The organism is Vibrio sp. 10N.261.46.A3 (assembly GCF_041472995.1).
GTDB classification, from domain to species: Bacteria; Pseudomonadota; Gammaproteobacteria; order Enterobacterales; family Vibrionaceae; genus Vibrio; species Vibrio coralliirubri.
Map to the genome: position 1 here is coordinate 1 of NZ_JBFRRH010000173.1, position 15,237 is coordinate 15,237.

General features: G+C 43.9%; 14 protein-coding genes and 1 pseudogene. 6 read left to right on the top strand and 9 right to left on the bottom strand.

Annotated features, from left to right (window positions below):
* Nucleotides 1-54: 54 nt before the first annotated feature.
* From AB4484_RS26110 to AB4484_RS26125, 4 genes are all read right to left on the bottom strand, one after another.
* Entirely contained in the window at nt 55-1,926 is a 1,872-nt protein-coding gene (locus tag AB4484_RS26110) for a methyl-accepting chemotaxis protein (RefSeq protein WP_048610713.1), read from the bottom strand.
* Nucleotides 1,927-2,362: 436 nt separating this feature from the next.
* The gene (locus AB4484_RS26115) at nt 2,363-3,733 is read right to left on the bottom strand and encodes a YjiH family protein (RefSeq protein WP_048609722.1); all 1,371 of its coding nucleotides are present in this window, start codon (nt 3,731-3,733) and stop codon (nt 2,363-2,365) included.
* Between the two features lie 228 nt (nt 3,734-3,961).
* Entirely contained in the window at nt 3,962-4,636 is a 675-nt protein-coding gene (locus AB4484_RS26120) for a YoaK family protein (RefSeq protein ID WP_048610715.1), read from the bottom strand.
* 175 nt (nt 4,637-4,811) lie between these two features.
* Nucleotides 4,812-5,294, bottom strand: a complete 483-nt coding sequence (locus AB4484_RS26125) for a GFA family protein (RefSeq protein ID WP_248365719.1) — start codon at nt 5,292-5,294, stop codon at nt 4,812-4,814.
* 32 nt (nt 5,295-5,326) lie between these two features.
* Here AB4484_RS26125 and AB4484_RS26130 point away from each other — a divergent pair, with 32 nt between their 5' ends.
* The 3 genes from AB4484_RS26130 to AB4484_RS26140 all read left to right on the top strand — a co-directional run bounded on the left by AB4484_RS26130 (nt 5,327) and on the right by AB4484_RS26140 (nt 7,973).
* The gene (locus AB4484_RS26130) at nt 5,327-5,980 is read left to right on the top strand and encodes a hypothetical protein (RefSeq protein ID WP_372080987.1); all 654 of its coding nucleotides are present in this window, start codon (nt 5,327-5,329) and stop codon (nt 5,978-5,980) included.
* A gap of 124 nt (nt 5,981-6,104) precedes the next feature.
* Nucleotides 6,105-6,404 (top strand): isoamylase early set domain-containing protein, encoded by a 300-nt coding sequence (locus AB4484_RS26135; protein WP_009845720.1) that lies wholly within the window; start codon nt 6,105-6,107, stop codon nt 6,402-6,404.
* A 276-nt stretch (nt 6,405-6,680) separates the two neighbouring features.
* Entirely contained in the window at nt 6,681-7,973 is a 1,293-nt protein-coding gene (locus AB4484_RS26140) for a peptidoglycan DD-metalloendopeptidase family protein (RefSeq protein ID WP_050632898.1), read from the top strand.
* A 130-nt stretch (nt 7,974-8,103) separates the two neighbouring features.
* Here the strand turns inward: AB4484_RS26140 and AB4484_RS26145 are convergent, their stop codons facing one another.
* Both AB4484_RS26145 and AB4484_RS26150 read right to left on the bottom strand, forming a co-directional pair.
* A complete protein-coding gene (locus AB4484_RS26145) occupies nt 8,104-9,948 on the bottom strand; it encodes a putative bifunctional diguanylate cyclase/phosphodiesterase (protein WP_372080988.1) in 1,845 nt (614 codons plus the stop codon).
* Between the two features lie 142 nt (nt 9,949-10,090).
* The gene (locus AB4484_RS26150; RefSeq protein ID WP_017062741.1) at nt 10,091-10,987 is read right to left on the bottom strand and encodes a LysR family transcriptional regulator; all 897 of its coding nucleotides are present in this window, start codon (nt 10,985-10,987) and stop codon (nt 10,091-10,093) included.
* 108 nt (nt 10,988-11,095) lie between these two features.
* On the opposite strand from AB4484_RS26150, the gene AB4484_RS26155 reads away from it, so the two are divergent.
* The 3 genes from AB4484_RS26155 to AB4484_RS26165 all read left to right on the top strand — a co-directional run bounded on the left by AB4484_RS26155 (nt 11,096) and on the right by AB4484_RS26165 (nt 13,171).
* A complete protein-coding gene (locus tag AB4484_RS26155; protein WP_372080989.1) occupies nt 11,096-12,301 on the top strand; it encodes a multidrug effflux MFS transporter in 1,206 nt (401 codons plus the stop codon).
* Nucleotides 12,302-12,400: 99 nt separating this feature from the next.
* Nucleotides 12,401-12,751 (top strand): hypothetical protein, encoded by a 351-nt coding sequence (locus AB4484_RS26160; RefSeq protein WP_017057980.1) that lies wholly within the window; start codon nt 12,401-12,403, stop codon nt 12,749-12,751.
* A 285-nt stretch (nt 12,752-13,036) separates the two neighbouring features.
* Nucleotides 13,037-13,171, top strand: coding sequence for a hypothetical protein (locus AB4484_RS26165; protein WP_010431176.1), 135 nt, complete (start codon nt 13,037-13,039; stop codon nt 13,169-13,171).
* Between the two features lie 153 nt (nt 13,172-13,324).
* On the opposite strand, the gene AB4484_RS26170 is transcribed toward AB4484_RS26165, so the two are convergent.
* The 3 genes and pseudogenes from AB4484_RS26170 to AB4484_RS26180 form a co-directional block, all read right to left on the bottom strand.
* Nucleotides 13,325-13,942, bottom strand: a complete 618-nt coding sequence (locus tag AB4484_RS26170; RefSeq protein ID WP_048614761.1) for a glutaredoxin domain-containing protein — start codon at nt 13,940-13,942, stop codon at nt 13,325-13,327.
* A gap of 68 nt (nt 13,943-14,010) precedes the next feature.
* The gene (locus AB4484_RS26175) at nt 14,011-14,901 is read right to left on the bottom strand and encodes a DMT family transporter (protein ID WP_372080990.1); all 891 of its coding nucleotides are present in this window, start codon (nt 14,899-14,901) and stop codon (nt 14,011-14,013) included.
* Between the two features lie 155 nt (nt 14,902-15,056).
* Nucleotides 15,057-15,221: pseudogene (locus tag AB4484_RS26180) on the bottom strand (porin); the annotation flags it as partial.
* Between the last annotated feature and the right edge of the window lie 16 nt (nt 15,222-15,237).

A 15,237-nucleotide genomic window follows, 5' to 3' on the forward strand; every position in this document is an offset into this window, starting at 1 on the left:
CTGGCTACTGAAATCCGCGTTACTAAACAGAGTGTTAGTTCAACGGTAAAGCGATTAAACCGTAAACTTGTTCAATAGCTCGTCTTGTTGGCGAACATTGTCCGTTTGAACCTGCATTGCTGTGTTCGCTTCTTGAGCTGCGTTGGACACTTGTGTTGAAAGGTCTTTGATCTTAACTGTGTTGTTATTGATCTCTTCCGCTACCAAGCTCTGCTCTTCTGCCGCTGAAGCAATCTGGATGTTCATATCTGAGATGCGTTGAATCGCGTCACGGATACGGTCAAGTGAAGAGTTCGCTTGCTGAGCGCGTTCAACGGCGTCAGTGGCTGTGTCTTTACTTTGGTTCATCGCGTTCGATACTGAGCTTGCACCCGCTTGGAGCTGCTCGATCATGTTGCGGATTTCAGTAGTCGATTCTTGAGTACGTTGCGCCAGAGTGCGAACTTCATCGGCAACGACTGCGAAACCACGGCCTGACTCACCAGCACGCGCCGCTTCAATAGCCGCATTCAATGCCAGTAGGTTGGTTTGGTCTGCAATATCGTTGATTACTTTTAGAATCGTTTCGATGTTGGCTGTTGCTGATTCAAGTACTTGTACTTCGGCAACCGCTTGGTCGATACGTGCTGAAAGGTTATCAATCGCTTGAGTGGTGTCGCTTACGACAGATGTGCCGTCTAGCGTTGCTTCGTCTGCTTCACGGGCTGCCGCTGCTGCGCCTTGAGCATTGTTTGCAACTTCAGTTGCAGTAACCGCCATCTCGTTCATTGCAGTCGCTAACTGTTCAAGCTCTTGCAGCTGGGTATTCATTGCTTTCGCTGACTCGCCCGCACCTTTCACTGTGATCTCAGTACCGCGTTTAATCTCAACACCAATCGCTTTCGATTGAATGATCTGATTTTGCAGATTTTCGGTAAAGGTATTGAAGCCTTTCGCTAGATCAGAGAACTCTTTGTCTGTGTTGGTATCTAGGCGTTTAGTTAAGTCACCTTGTCCGCTTGCTACGTCTTGAATGGCTTGGTTAAGTGCATCCAGTGGACGCATTAACACACGAATCAGAACTGTTAGAGCAATGATGCTTAGAATCACCGCAATCAATGAGTAGATCATTGAGCTGTTCTTCAATTCTTCAACCGTTTGGAAAGCGATCTCTTCATCAAGGATGGCACCGATGTACCAATCTTCACTTGGGATGTGGGTGAAGTTAACTAGGAACATTTTGCCGTCGACTTCAATTTCTTGAGAGCCTTCACGAATAGTCGCTTGAGGCATGTAGCTCGAAAGCGTTTCACCGTTGTTTTTCGCATTCGGGTGAGCAATCGTGGTGCCGTCCGCTGTTACTAGGAACAGGTAACCCGCATCAAACAAGTTCACTTGGTTGACCAAGGTAGCAAGGTTCGTCAGTTCTAGGTCGTAGAACATACCTGCAGTGAAGCGTCCATTGTCTTTAACTGGCGTCCCCACAGAGATGATGACTTTCTTACTCGATGCATCCACATAAGGAGCGGTAACAACTAAACTGTTTTTGGATTTAGCATCAATGTACCAAGGACGAATTCGCGGGTCGTAATCTGGACCTGCATCCCAACCATCATCATTTTCAATAACGAAACCGTTTGCTTCATAACCAAAACCAACCGCTAGGAAGCTGTTTTTAAGCTTTGGCTTTTCTAGGATTTCTTTAACGTAAGCGCGATCTTCAGGGTTGATCTCGATGACTTCAGTCGTCGATTGAGCCAACGCTTTCTTGGCGTTCATCTCCGATACGACGGTATTTTTCACGCCCGAGACCATCTCTTCTAGGCTCGCATTGACGTGGTTTTCTACTGCACTTCTTACAGTGTAAAGTTGTTGTATTGAAAGCAATGATACTGTCACTAGCAGCAAGGCTGATGATGCAGCAACCACCTTATGGCTAAATTTCATTGAGTTTTCCCCTTCTCACAGGCTTTGCGAAGACTAAAGTTAATCGTGTTTTTGTAATTATATATATCGACTCGATTGAATTTTACTTGAATGTAATTTCACAAAATAGACTACAAAAATACAACAACCTAAACAATACAAAATTCACTAAATCACATATTTGTTACTTTTAGTATTTGGTTCAATGAGTTGGGGAATGGGGCTAGACGTAGTTTAAGGGGGAATTAAGAATGTATTAATTTGATAGTTATGCGTTCAGTTTTCTATTAACAAGAGGCGGGGTGAATAAACGATATGAAATCGAATGATATGCAGAACTTATAAATTGATTGAACTCCAAATAATACTGTGTATATATTTTTCGCAAATAAAAAGCCCCACAAAAGTGAGGCTTTATAAACTGAATCTTTATTGAGTTATATAAGTAACATCTAATTTAGAATATTAGATGCGCTACACCAGCGATAACTGGAAGCGTAATTAACGTACGCAGAATAAAGATAATAAACAGTTCTAAGATGTTCACTGGAATCTTACTGCCTAGAAGCAGAGCGCCCACTTCAGACATGTAGATCAGTTGAGTAACCGACATTGCTGCAATAACAAAGCGAGTCATCTCGTTGTCAATAGAAGCGGCAAGAATTGCAGGAATAAACATATCCGCAAAACCAACAACAATCGTTTCAGATGCTGCAACCGCTTCAGGAACACCAAGTAGCTCTAGGAATGGAATGAAAGGCTGACCTAGGAATGAGAATACAGAAGTGTATTCCGCAATAACCAGCGCCATCGTACCAAGGCCCATAACAACAGGCAGTACGCCAAAGACCATGTCCACGGCGTTACGGATGCCTTCAGCAAATACTGACTTAGCAGACTTAACTTGTGATGCTTTGCTTACCGCTAGCTCAAGACCCCAAGAGAATGTTGAGTGACCCGCTGGGATAGCGTCAGCGTCTTTGTGCGGCTTGCTGCCATCAATGAAAGTATCTTTCTTCATGCTTAGTGGTGGAAGGCGAGGGATGATTACCGCTGCCACAATACCCGCTAAACAGATTGCTGCGTAGAAAGGTAGGAATAGGTGCTCTAGTTCTACCTGAGCAATAACCACAAGACTGAATGTGATAGATACTGCTGAGAAAGTCGTACCAACAACCGCTGCTTCACGCTGAGTGTAGAATTTCTTCTCGTACTGTTTGCTTGTAAGCAGGATACCCACGCTGCCGTCACCTAACCAAGAAGCCATACAGTCAATCGCACTGCGGCCTGGTAGGTTGAAGATTGGGCGCATGATTTTACTTAGTAGCGTGCCAAACAGCTCTAGTAGGCCAAAGTTAAGTAGAAGCGGCAGTAGCAAACCTGCAAAGATGAATACTGAGAACAGTGTCGGAAGCAGACCTTCTAGAACCAGACCACCGGTGTTTTCTTCCCAAATAACCTCAGGGCCAACTTGGAAGAAAGCCATAACGGCTGCAGCACCACCAATTAAACGAACCAGCAACCACAATGGAGATGGGTTGAAAAGGCCGTTTAAAAATGAATTTGATGTAATGAATGTAGGCTTAAAAATGGTGCTTAAAACTGAAGCTACAGACATGAAGGCAACGATCGCAGTGATGATAGGGACTAGATATTCACCGAAAACCGCTTGAATTGATTTGGCTAAGATAGCTACAGGGATGGTTAGATCGCCTTGATAGCTGATGGGTGCCATGAAAAGGAATAAACCAATCAATGATGGGATTAAGAAAACCCAGAAACTGCCTTTAGATTTCTCTGTTTGAGCAGTATTCGTGTTGTTAGACATGTTATTGTTCTCGAATTTCTACACGTAAAAAAGCCACATCCTTGGCATTTTTATTCACTAAACGTCCGTATTTTCTCATTGGGTGCAAGATTACCCAGTATTAATATCGCTTGCAATACTATTCATCAAATATCGCTAAATATTCATGCTGGTTATTCTGCAACGTATTAAGAGTTTAGAATAAAGTGTTGCGGATGTTACGTAGTTTGAGGTTATATTGCCAGATATTTATAAATTGACTGGGGTTTCAGTTCGATAGGTCAAGTATAACCAGTAGCTAAACGCAATAATGAAGGCGAAAGAGGCTGGGAAAGCCAATGCCAAGATTTCGAAGCGTTGGAACAGACAAGCGCCACTTAAGCCGCCAAACAGGAAGCCAACCACAATGAACATCAGTAGTTTGGCTTTACGGCGGTCAAAAGGCATCCCCTTTAAGCGAGCACCAATCATGATCCCCAGATCGGTAATGATCCCACTCATGTGTGTTGTTCTAATGATCGCCCCGCTGTAAGTGGTGATCATCGCGTTCTGCAAACCACACGCGGCTGAAGCGAAATACTGACCTGAAGTATAGCCTTGCAACAGTGTCCACAGCGCCAAAAACAGCAATCCCCCCTCAATACATAGCGCAACACCGTAACGGCGTCCTAACTTCAATGCTTGGTTTTCAATAAAGAACCCGCTGAACGCCGCACCTAACATGAAGCTCATGATCACCAATAGGAGGTGAACAGAAGCCGAGGTCGGTGTAAGCAGGCTACTGCCTAGCAAAGACATGGTGCCGGAGATATGGGAGATAGCTTGATGTTGGAAGCCAAGTAAGCCGATAGCATTAACACTGCCAGCAAGACCAGCTAACAAAAGGGCGCCGTATTCAACCCAGCGAGGTAGCTTAGAAATCATGTGGTTCACCCTGGGTTAAATAGAGGAGCAAGATTATAACGCTAGACAAAAGATACGCTAGCGCTGTGGAGCGTTGATATTTGATCTTAGGCAACAGTATTGCAGTTTGTTTTAATACTGTTGCGATATAAAGATAACGGTCAATAACGAGGTAAAGATAACGCTCAATGACAAACTAGCTGTAATGGCTCATTTGGTGGTCGAACTTAACCCAACCGTGTTTGCGTTCTTCATAAACCGAAAAGCTCGGCAGTGGGAAGTCTTGCTCTTTAAATAATCCGAGCGGGACGATATAAAAATCGGCGGCGGCAACCGACTGCAAAAGCATGGTTGTGCCACACTTGGGGCAAAACTGATAGGTGACTTCATTACCCGTATCGCTGATGCGTGAGAAAGAGGTCACTTCACCGCTGAGTGTGACTTGTTCTATTGGGAACCGTGCCTGAACGCCGAACACACTTCCGGTGCGTTTCTGACACTCATAGCAATGGCAGACAGAGGTGCGTTGAGGTTCGCCTCGGCATACTAGGTTGACTGCTCCACAGCGGCATTCGCAACTTCTGATATTTCTATCTTTAATATGATTGATATCCATCCATGCTCCACTTCTGGTTAACCCTGTATTGATAATTATACTAAAGCCCTTTATGGTCTGCACAACTGGATGAAAACAAAAGAATATAATTGCCCATGAAAAAGAAAATCTTACCTATTCCCCTGATTCTACTGATTCCAATTGTCATGCTGGTTGTGGTGATAGTAGCGGGTATTTATCGCTTTAGCTTAAGTGATGAAGAGATCTTGGCTAAGTTTCCTTCTTCTCAAGTGAGTTATGACCCAGTCGTAGAAGCCGTTTTTGATTTGAAGACGACCAACCCATGGACAATTAAAGTTCCTGAAACTAACGCCTACGCTTTTATCAATGAAGTTGATGAGCCTAGAGCCATCGCGTTTGGACGCTATGACTCAGGTGTTGAGCGCGGTATGGTAACGGTAGACACCAATAATCTTTCAGCCGTTACGCTGGGCGAGGCGAGTTTCTTTGTCGCGCCGATGTGGATATCTAACCAAGGCAGCGGTGTTTTCTATTATCTTGGCCTTTTTAAACATGACCAGCAGCGAAGCCGTGTGGTGTTAGTCGACCAACTTTTTCTGGGCGACCGTATACGAATTCAAACATTGGAGGTCGCTCAGCAGTCAGATTCGCAATCACAGAATAAACTCACTGGGGAAGGTTTTATCGGCTTTACTCAGCATTCTTCGGAACAATCATTTGCAGAACCCCCTTCTGAAAAGGTGTTAATGAGCTTTTCTTTTGATACGCAATCAATTGGTAAGCAATAACGTTTTCGTAAATGTAAGGATCTGTTGTTTATGTGAGCCAAATTACATATTATCTTAGTTAGATGAATGAAATTTAGACACACTTAGCTTTGTGTCCGCTTATTTTTACAAATGGAGCTTGCGAATGATTAATAAACGTTTTTTTAAGACGAAAGATGAAGTTGAAGTGACCTTCGAGCTAGAAGCTCAGGAAGCGAACTCTGTATCCATCGTTGCTGACTTTCTTGATTGGAAAGCCACCCCAATGAAAAAACTGGCCAAAGGGAAGGTTTACAAGTTTAAAACTCGTCTACCTAAAGATGGCGAGTTTCAATTCCGCTACCTAGTTGATGACCAACAATGGGTGAACGATGCGAACGCTGACCGTTACATCCCTAATGAGTTTGGTGAAGACAACTGCCTAGTGTCGACGGTTAACGCATAGTCTTTGTCTTAAAATCAGCGACTAATTCGCTTCGTTTATTAATTATTCGAAACGGGATAAGGTCAACCAATAGAAAGCAGAAACTAGCCGTTTCTGCTTTTTTATTTTTAAATTTAGCGGTTAATTTTATTTCTTGTTGAGTGGCCCTCATCTACGGCAACTCAATGACTTAGGCTAAGTTGGGCAGATTCACATCATATTATGACAATGCATTGATGATTTATGCGTTTGAAAAGCATATCCTATGCCTTTATATCGTAGAAAGACCTGTTTACCGTGTATTCAAAAATATTTTCCTCTCCGTTTGCCGAGCTTTCACCTGTAAAAAAAGTAGCTATTTTAGGACTGCCGCTTATTGCAGCGATTGGAGTTGCTCTGCAATCTTCGCAATCAAACCTGACGAAAACGATCGAACTTGATCTACCAGACTCAACCGTTATTGAGTCAATTCTGTCACCATCTTCTGTTACCGTTATTGAGCCGCCGACATTTGAGTATCAAATTCAATCTGGCGATAACTTGAGTAGCATCTTCACGCAACTTGGATTTTCTTATAAATCGATGATGAGCGTGATGGAAACCGATTTGAACTTCCTTGCTTTAGATACGCTTCGTCCGGGTAATACATTACGCTTTTGGCGTGATGAAGCGACCGGCGACCTTTCTAAAATGGAACTTCAATTTAGCGTCGCAGACAAAGTGGTTTATAGACTGCTTGATGACGGCAGCTACGAATTCGAAGACATCTCTATTCCGGGTGAATGGAAGCAAAAACCTTTAGTGGGTGATATTCAAGGCAGCTTCTCTATGTCGGCGAACAAGGTTGGCCTGAGCAGTCTTGAGATTGACCATATTGTGACTCTTCTTAAAGATAAGCTGAACTTTAGCCGAGACCTGCGTGCTGGCGATCAGTTTGAAGTGCTTCAAAAAGCGCAATATGTTGATGGTGTTGCAACCGGAAAACGTGAAATTGAAGCAATTAAGATCATGAATCGTAACCGCGTTGTGTCAGCGTACTTACACACTGACGGACAATATTACGATGCTAATGGCGATAGCTTACAACGTGCTTTCCAACGTTACCCTGTGAGCAGTAGCTGGCGCCAAAGTTCTCAGTTTAACCCTAAGCGCTTACACCCTGTGACTGGCCGCATTTCACCGCACAACGGTACAGATTTCGCGACGCCAGTTGGTACGCCGGTTCAAGCAACGGGTGATGGTAAAGTGATTATGACGCGTAAGCACCCATATGCGGGTAACTACGTGGTCATTCAACACGGCAGCACATACAAAACACGTTACCTACATTTGAGTAAGATCCTCGTTCGTAAAGGACAAACGGTATCTCGTGGACAGCGTATTGGTTTGTCTGGCAAAACGGGCCGAGTGACAGGTGCACACTTGCACTACGAACTGATTGAACGTGGTCGTCCTGTCAATGCAATGACAGCAAATATCCCGATGGCAGATTCTGTGCCGAAAAAGGAAAAAGCGACGTTTGTAGCTTCAAGAGATGAAGCAGATAAGCTGTTAAAGGTCGCTTTAGAAGCCCAATCTAATAACAGCTAGTTAGACTCTTTGAGATACCCCAGAATAAGGTTGTTATTCATCAAGCATAATTAGAACCGCGAGAGCATCACTCCGAGTAGAGTCATGACCTCGCGGTTTTTTGATACTAGGTCAATTCAAGGATAGCGGTTTAAGCCAAAGGCTCAGAATGAGTAACATAGCTGACGATAGCTTCAGGTCGCATGGGTGGTGAGTAGAGGTATCCTTGTATCTTGTCACATCCCATTGAGTGCAGCTTTTCTAATTGCTCACGCTTCTCTACGCCTTCCGCAACCAAAGACACATCGAGTCTGTGAGCAAGCTGGATAATCAGCCAAACAACGCTTTCTGAGGTTGAGTTGGTCAGCAAATTACGGATAAAGGTGGCGTCAATTTTAATGCAATCGATAGGGTAGCTGTGAATGTAGTTCAAACTGGAGTAACCCGTACCGAAGTCATCGAGCGCAATAGTGAAGCCTTGCCCTCTCAAAAAGTTAAGTGCCGACTTTGTCTCTTGGGTTGGAGATAACAGCACCGTCTCGGTTAACTCAATAACAAACTCATCAGCTTTAAAGTGATGCTGTTCAATGGTTCGTGTGAGATAGGAAATATAGCGTTTCGAGTCGGTAAGCTCATGAGCAGAACAGTTTATTCCAAGCTTAACCTTGTAACCTAAGCCTTGTTCTAATGTGGTTTTAGCGCGGCACACTAACTCAATAATACGCTCACCTAGCTCGACAATCAGCCCAGACTCTTCAGCCACTTGAATGAACTCCACAGGCGATATGTCACCGTGTCTGGCGGTCTTCCAGCGAGTCAGTACCTCGAAATATTCCCATTGCGTTTCGCCTTGGCCCACAATGGGTTGGACAACTACGTACATTTCATTGCTATCGGGGATATAGCTTTGTGAAATCGGGTTTTCGAGTTCATTTCGCAGCGCTGCAATTAGCTCGGTTTTTCTTTGGTAGCGAGATCTCAAGTGGGTGTCATAACATTGAATATGAGTATCTTGGCTGTGTTTACACTCTTTAAGCGCCAAGCTAGTGTTGAATATGATCTGTTCAACGTCTTTGTTGTCTCCGTCCGAACTGGCAATTCCAATGCTGAGTTCCAAATCTATCTTAATATCAACGCTGCTATAGCCTTGCTTAATTTTTGCCAGTATCTGCTCGCACACCGCTATCGGGTCAGAGTGATAGGTAATGAAGGCGAACTCGTTGCCAGCAGTCCGGAAAGTCAGGTTGCTTTCGGGTAAGGTTCTCCGCAAGGTTTCTGCGACAAATTGAAGTACTTTATCGCCAATATAATTGCCGTGCATGTCATTAATGGCTTTGAAGCTATTGATATCGAGTAAAGCCAATGTAAACGGAGTGACGCTCTGTTGAGTAATAGACTCTAAGGTATCGGATAGACAGCTTCGGTTGAGTAACCCGGTTAGGCTGTCGTGTGACACCTCATAACTGAGTTGATTCACCAGTTGCTCGGAACGATCGTTAAACCACATTTCACGTAAGGTGTGGATGATGATGTCGGCGAACAATTGATGGTGCTTTATCACGTCTTGTTGCTGAGCAGGGCTAAGAGGCGAGGTGAATGTTGAAAACAACACGCCCATCACTTCGCCACTTTGAGTTCGAGTCGGGATCGCGATGGAGTTTTGTGAGGTGATTTCCTGCCTAAATGCCGATGTCGGCAATGACTGGACGACGTACTGAGCAAACGAGCAATCTGGGTGTCTTTGGTTGACGGCTTGTTGGTAGATGTGACCATGGCGCGCATTGATTTTGTCATGCAATACATGATCAGAATGGGCGATCACCAAAGGAACGGTTTGGTCAGGGAAGTACTTCTTCTCAATGATGCTAGTGTATTGAGTATCAAAGGTCTGATGTAAAGTAAGCACAGCTGACTCTAAAAGGTCGATACCTTCCAATTTCAGCAAACGGCCAATGCGCTCTGTGTCTATCATGCTATTGTGCGTATGTTGAGTCATAGTCACCATCCCTAGTTAACTAGATTCACTGTGTAAGCGGTATACGTATTATCTTGTATATGTGCGAACTTGTATAATCTATATGCGTCAAGTTTATTATTGGCCGTGTTGTATAACTTTTCAAATTAAAATGTGACTTATTTCACAGAGCTTGTGTGCTACGCTCTTTGTCTAGTCTATCTTTCAGATGGTCCAAAAAGAGCTTGGTTCGCGTGTGCGAGTAATCAAGCTTAGGGTAGTACGCGTAAACCATCACTTCGTCGGCAGTAATATTTGGCAATACTGGAACTAATGTCCCTTGTTTTAGATCCTCTTTGATCATCGCTTTGATGGTTAACAGTACGCCCATTCCTCGCTTCGCAGCATGAAACAAAGCCTCTGGATTGGTGGTAGCAAAGTTACCATTGAGAGTAATGCGTTGCCCTTTGGTGAGTGTGACTTCTCGGGTAGGGCGCTCTCCCCAAATCAAAGAGTTGTGTTGTTCTAAGTCTTGCTCGTTGGCGGGGTAACCATGTTTAGCTAAATAGCTTGGCGCTGCATAGAAGCTGGCTTTGTGTTCAAACAGCGGTGTTTTCTTGAAGCTTAAAGAGTTGAGCTGTTCCAGTTCACGGCTGATCACCAGATCCAAGCCCAGTTCTGGTAATTGCCCTGGCGTGGTCGTGATCAGCTGCACCTTAATGTCCGGATACTTTTCTAAGAAGTCGTCCATGTATTGCACGAGAAACTTAGAGCCAACTGCTATCGTTGCGCCTATCTTTAACAGGCCTGCTGGGGTTTGGTTAACCGAGCGTGTCTCATCAATTATGGACTGCCAATTGTCGAGCTGATCTTTGGCTCGCAGGTAAAAGAGCGCGCCAGCTTCAGTTTGACTAATTGAGCGTGTGGTGCGCTTTAATAGTTGGGTGCCGATGCGCTCTTCTAACCAGTTCACTCTTTTGCTGATCGCTGAGCTGGTGGTGTTAAGTTTTCGAGCAGCACCATTGAAGCTACCTTCTTCCACTACTCTGACATAGCTTTTTACGTTAAGAATCCAATCCATATTATTTCCTGTTAGGACTTAATAAAATTCCAATTTAGCTAATTATCAATTATTGGTTTTGAATGTAAACTCATCTAATGAACAAATATCAAACGAATAGGGAATTTTTTGAGCCAATCGACCTTTAAAAAAACGCCGTTACTCTTATCAATGATGATTATTGCTACGGGGCAGGTGGGTGTGAGCATCTACTTGCCTGCATTGCCGTTAATCGCTTCTGATTTAAGTGCTACTCAAGTAGATGTACAGCTGCTCGTCACGCTGTTTCTGGTGGGTTTTGGCTTGTCTCAGCTATTTTACGGACCGATGTCCGATGCGGTGGGAAGAAGACCTATCTTCTTGTTAGGTCAGGGTGTTTATTTGATTGGTACAGTCGTTTGTGTTGTGTTTTCTGACAATATGACGGCGCTAGAGGTTGGTCGCTTGCTACAAGGTTTAGGGGCGGGGAGTGCCTCGGTTCTTGGGCGAAGTGTGCTTCGTGACAGCTATGATGGTTCACAGTTTACCAAAGCGTTGTCTTATATCTCGATCACCGCGTCGATCATGCCGATCATAGCGCCGGTATTCGGTGGTTGGATTTCATTTCATCTCGGTTGGCAGGCGGTGTTCCTGTTCGTTTTATTGTACCTACTAGCGATATTTACGCTGGGTTACTTTGTTCTGCATGAAACTTTGCCATACGGAAAGAGCCGCTTTGATGCGTGCCAAGTAGTGAAGAACTACGGGCGCTTGTTGACCAATCGCCAAGTGTTGACCAGTGCCAGCTACAACTGGATGAGCTACATGGCGAGTTTGGTATCGCTGTCGTTGTTTCCATTCTTAATGCAAGAGCAATTGGGGCTGACCGCCGCTGAATATGGCTCATTGATGATTGTTCCTTCGGCGGGCTTACTGATAGGTAGCGTCGCTTTAAACTTACTCAATCGTAGGTTTAGTACGCCCCAACTGATGAGCCTAGCTATTTTGATTATCTTGGCATCGGGAACTTGGCTTCTTACTCATGAGTTATCCATCTTTAACTTAGTTTGGGCGTTTACTTGGTTGGCGATAGCACAAGGCATCTCGTTCCCATTATCAATCAGCATGTTATTAGAACCTCATAAGAAACAAGCGGGCGCAGTGTCGGCATTGTCTGGCTCAATTCAGATGTGTTTAGCGGGTATATTAGGTGGGTATCTAGTAGAAAGTTGGGTCACGACTCATCTACAGTTAGGCGTGTTCTACCTCATTATTGGCGCAGCCATGGGCGGAGTGCTTTGGTCTTCAACCAAAATGAACAACAAAGGCGATACTGTTGAAGTGGAATATAGCTAAACACTAAATTCACTATCGTTTAACGCACCATCGTTAATACGTTGTATTTGTGCTGATGGTTTTCTACAATGCTTCGGTCCATTGAATAGGTAAAACAAAATGCAGCAAAATGAATTTGAAGTACTGGTAAAAGCTATCTGCGCACTAGATGGCCTGCCTCAAGCGCTTGAGCTATTGAAATCCAATGAGGATACAGAAGTCGCTGAGGCTGCTGCATCACTGACTGGTCAATTTGCACTTGCTGAAGTGGAAGGCGAAAAGCGTATTTACCACGTGACGCTTCAAGAAAATGAACAAGGCGAAGAGCAAGAGTACATCGAACATGTCATGAATGAAGGCGATGACTTAATCAAATTTGCAGCTTGGTTCTTTGAAACGATGTTTGAATTGAAGCAAAAAGACACATACCAAATTGCCGGTAAAACTTACAGACAGCCAAAGCGCAGCTAGGTTTCTCAGTAAAGCATTTTAGAAAGCAGCTCTCTTGAGCTGCTTTTTTTATAAGTGTCTAAACCAATGTCTTGGATTGATATTAGGAATGGAGCATTAAGGCCAAACCGGACTTCAGGTTAACTCATTGATATACATATACAATGCTGACTAGCACACAGGAAAAATTAGGCTTATTGCAATTTAATAGCTCACATTGCATTAAAGTGTGATTTGAATCTTGTTTTTGAGCGTTTTAAGTGTAAAATCCGCGCTAAAGAAAGTTGATTATGTGCGGAGATAAGCATGAATTACGAACTAGGCCACGCATACCTTGGTCAAATGGCAGCAAAAAACATGATGCACGAAGCATTGTACGGCACTTCAAAGCCAAAGAAACCATCGTTCTTTAAGCGAATGATGAAGAAAATGGCTAAATAAGCATTTTCAAAAACGGAATTTTAAAAGGCCTTAAACTCGATGAAGTTTAAGGCCTTTTTCGTTTTAGCGATTGGTGAAAGTTATCGCTTTATTTTGTTGTGGATGGACACAAAAAACATTAATTAAGCTTCTGACTAATGGCTTTTAATGAACTCAGCCAGTAGATTGATTGGATAAGTCGACCACATTATTAGGGATGCTATCTAAGCCATTCTCTTTCATCCACGCTTCTAAGTTATCGGCACCACCGATGTACTTACCATCAAGCCAGATCTGCGGCACGGTGACCGGTGTTTTCTCACCAATGTGTGCTTTTACCTCTGGAATCATACGGTACAAAGCGGCGCTATCTTTTACGACATCGTGGTATTGGTATTCAACACCCGCTTCATCCAACATTTTCTTTGCTTTAACACAGAATGGGCAGGTCGCCTTACCATAAACGATGTTGCCTTTTAGGCTGTCTCGTTTGGTCCACTCTTTGATCACGGATTGGACTAACACACCGCGATTAAGCGCTTCACCTTGGCTGACAACCTTGCCTTCAACAACAAGGATTGGAGCGTGCCAAGAGCCTAGTTTTAGCGGCTCCCACCAGTGAGACAACCAATCTTTCACTTCCAATTCGACATCGACATCGGCCAATTCATTCTCAAAAGTATCCTTCAGAATGTCTTTGGTAAGGGTACATTCCCCACATGGGATATTAACTTTAAATGGACCCCAGCTGCCCGCCCAACGGTATAGTGTAATCTTGACTGGTTTCTTCATGGTTACGGCCTCGTTTGAATTCTCTTATCCATATAGAACGGACAGTCGAACTATTTATTTCACCAACCTTAAACTTTCTTCACTTTCGAAGGTTTTTTGGTTTCCCAGTGCGTTATAAATGCAACTGACGCAATAATAATAGCAGCCCCTAGCCATAAACGACCCGGTGGAACCCAACTAAACACAATCCAACCTGCTAAAACATTTAGCGGTAATTTTGCGTGGTCAAAAGGTTGCACAAACGAAGCATCAGCGACTGAGTAGGCTTTTACAATCGCCCATTGAGCGAGTGCCGTCATAACACCGATAACAATCAAGATAGCCCAAATTGTACCGCCGCTTGGCGTCTGCCAATCTGGCGCAGCAAGCAGGATGTTAAATGGTGTGATTAATAGCAGCAGGTACACCACCATGGTTGAAGGACTGTCTTGCGAAGAGAGCTTTTTCACCATGAGTGAGTAGCATGCCCAGAAGAAAGCGGCACCGACTGGTAATAACGTTGCCCAGTTAAAATCTTCAGCCCACGGCTCTAGAATGACCATCGCACCAACGAAGCCGGCTAAGGTTGCGCCCCAGCGAGCAACCCCAACTTTCTCTTTTAAGAAAAGCCCTGAACCTATGGTTGCAAACAATGGCGACGTCATGAGAAGGGCAATGCCTTGCCAAATTGGTACTGGGTAAGCCAGTGCCCATATCCAAAGTTGAATACCAATAACAGACAAGAAGACACGGAATACGTGCAATTTGAGGTTGTTGGTTTTTAGCGCGCGACGAATGCCCAGCGTTTTCAGATAAGGAAGAATAGCGAACAACGCGATGGCGTATTGAATAACGGCAACGGTGGTAGAAGTAAGTCCGAAATGAATGCTAGCAATTTGAGTTAGGCTATTAATAACGGCAAAGGCTAGGCCTGCGGTTAGCATCCAGCTAGCGCCTTGGATCGGATGGTGTTGTGACATGATGCTTCTAATTATTTGATGTGGTTCACCTATGATACGGATTTAGCACCACTTAACCAGAAAAAGCATTGATGAAGTCAGTCAGAATATTTGAATATGAAAAAAGGTTGAGCCATTGCCCAACCTTTTTAGTCTGTATCTAAAGTCGATTTAGATTAGAAGTCGTAGCGTACACCTAAACGAAGAGAGTCTTCGCTTTTTCCTTCTAAGCCAGTAGAAATATCTACTTCATCGTCTAGATTATTTAGTTGGTAAGCGATGTATGTACGGATAGACTTGTTGAATTTATAAGTACCAGTCAACTCAAAGAAGTCAGCAGTTGATCAAATATAAAAC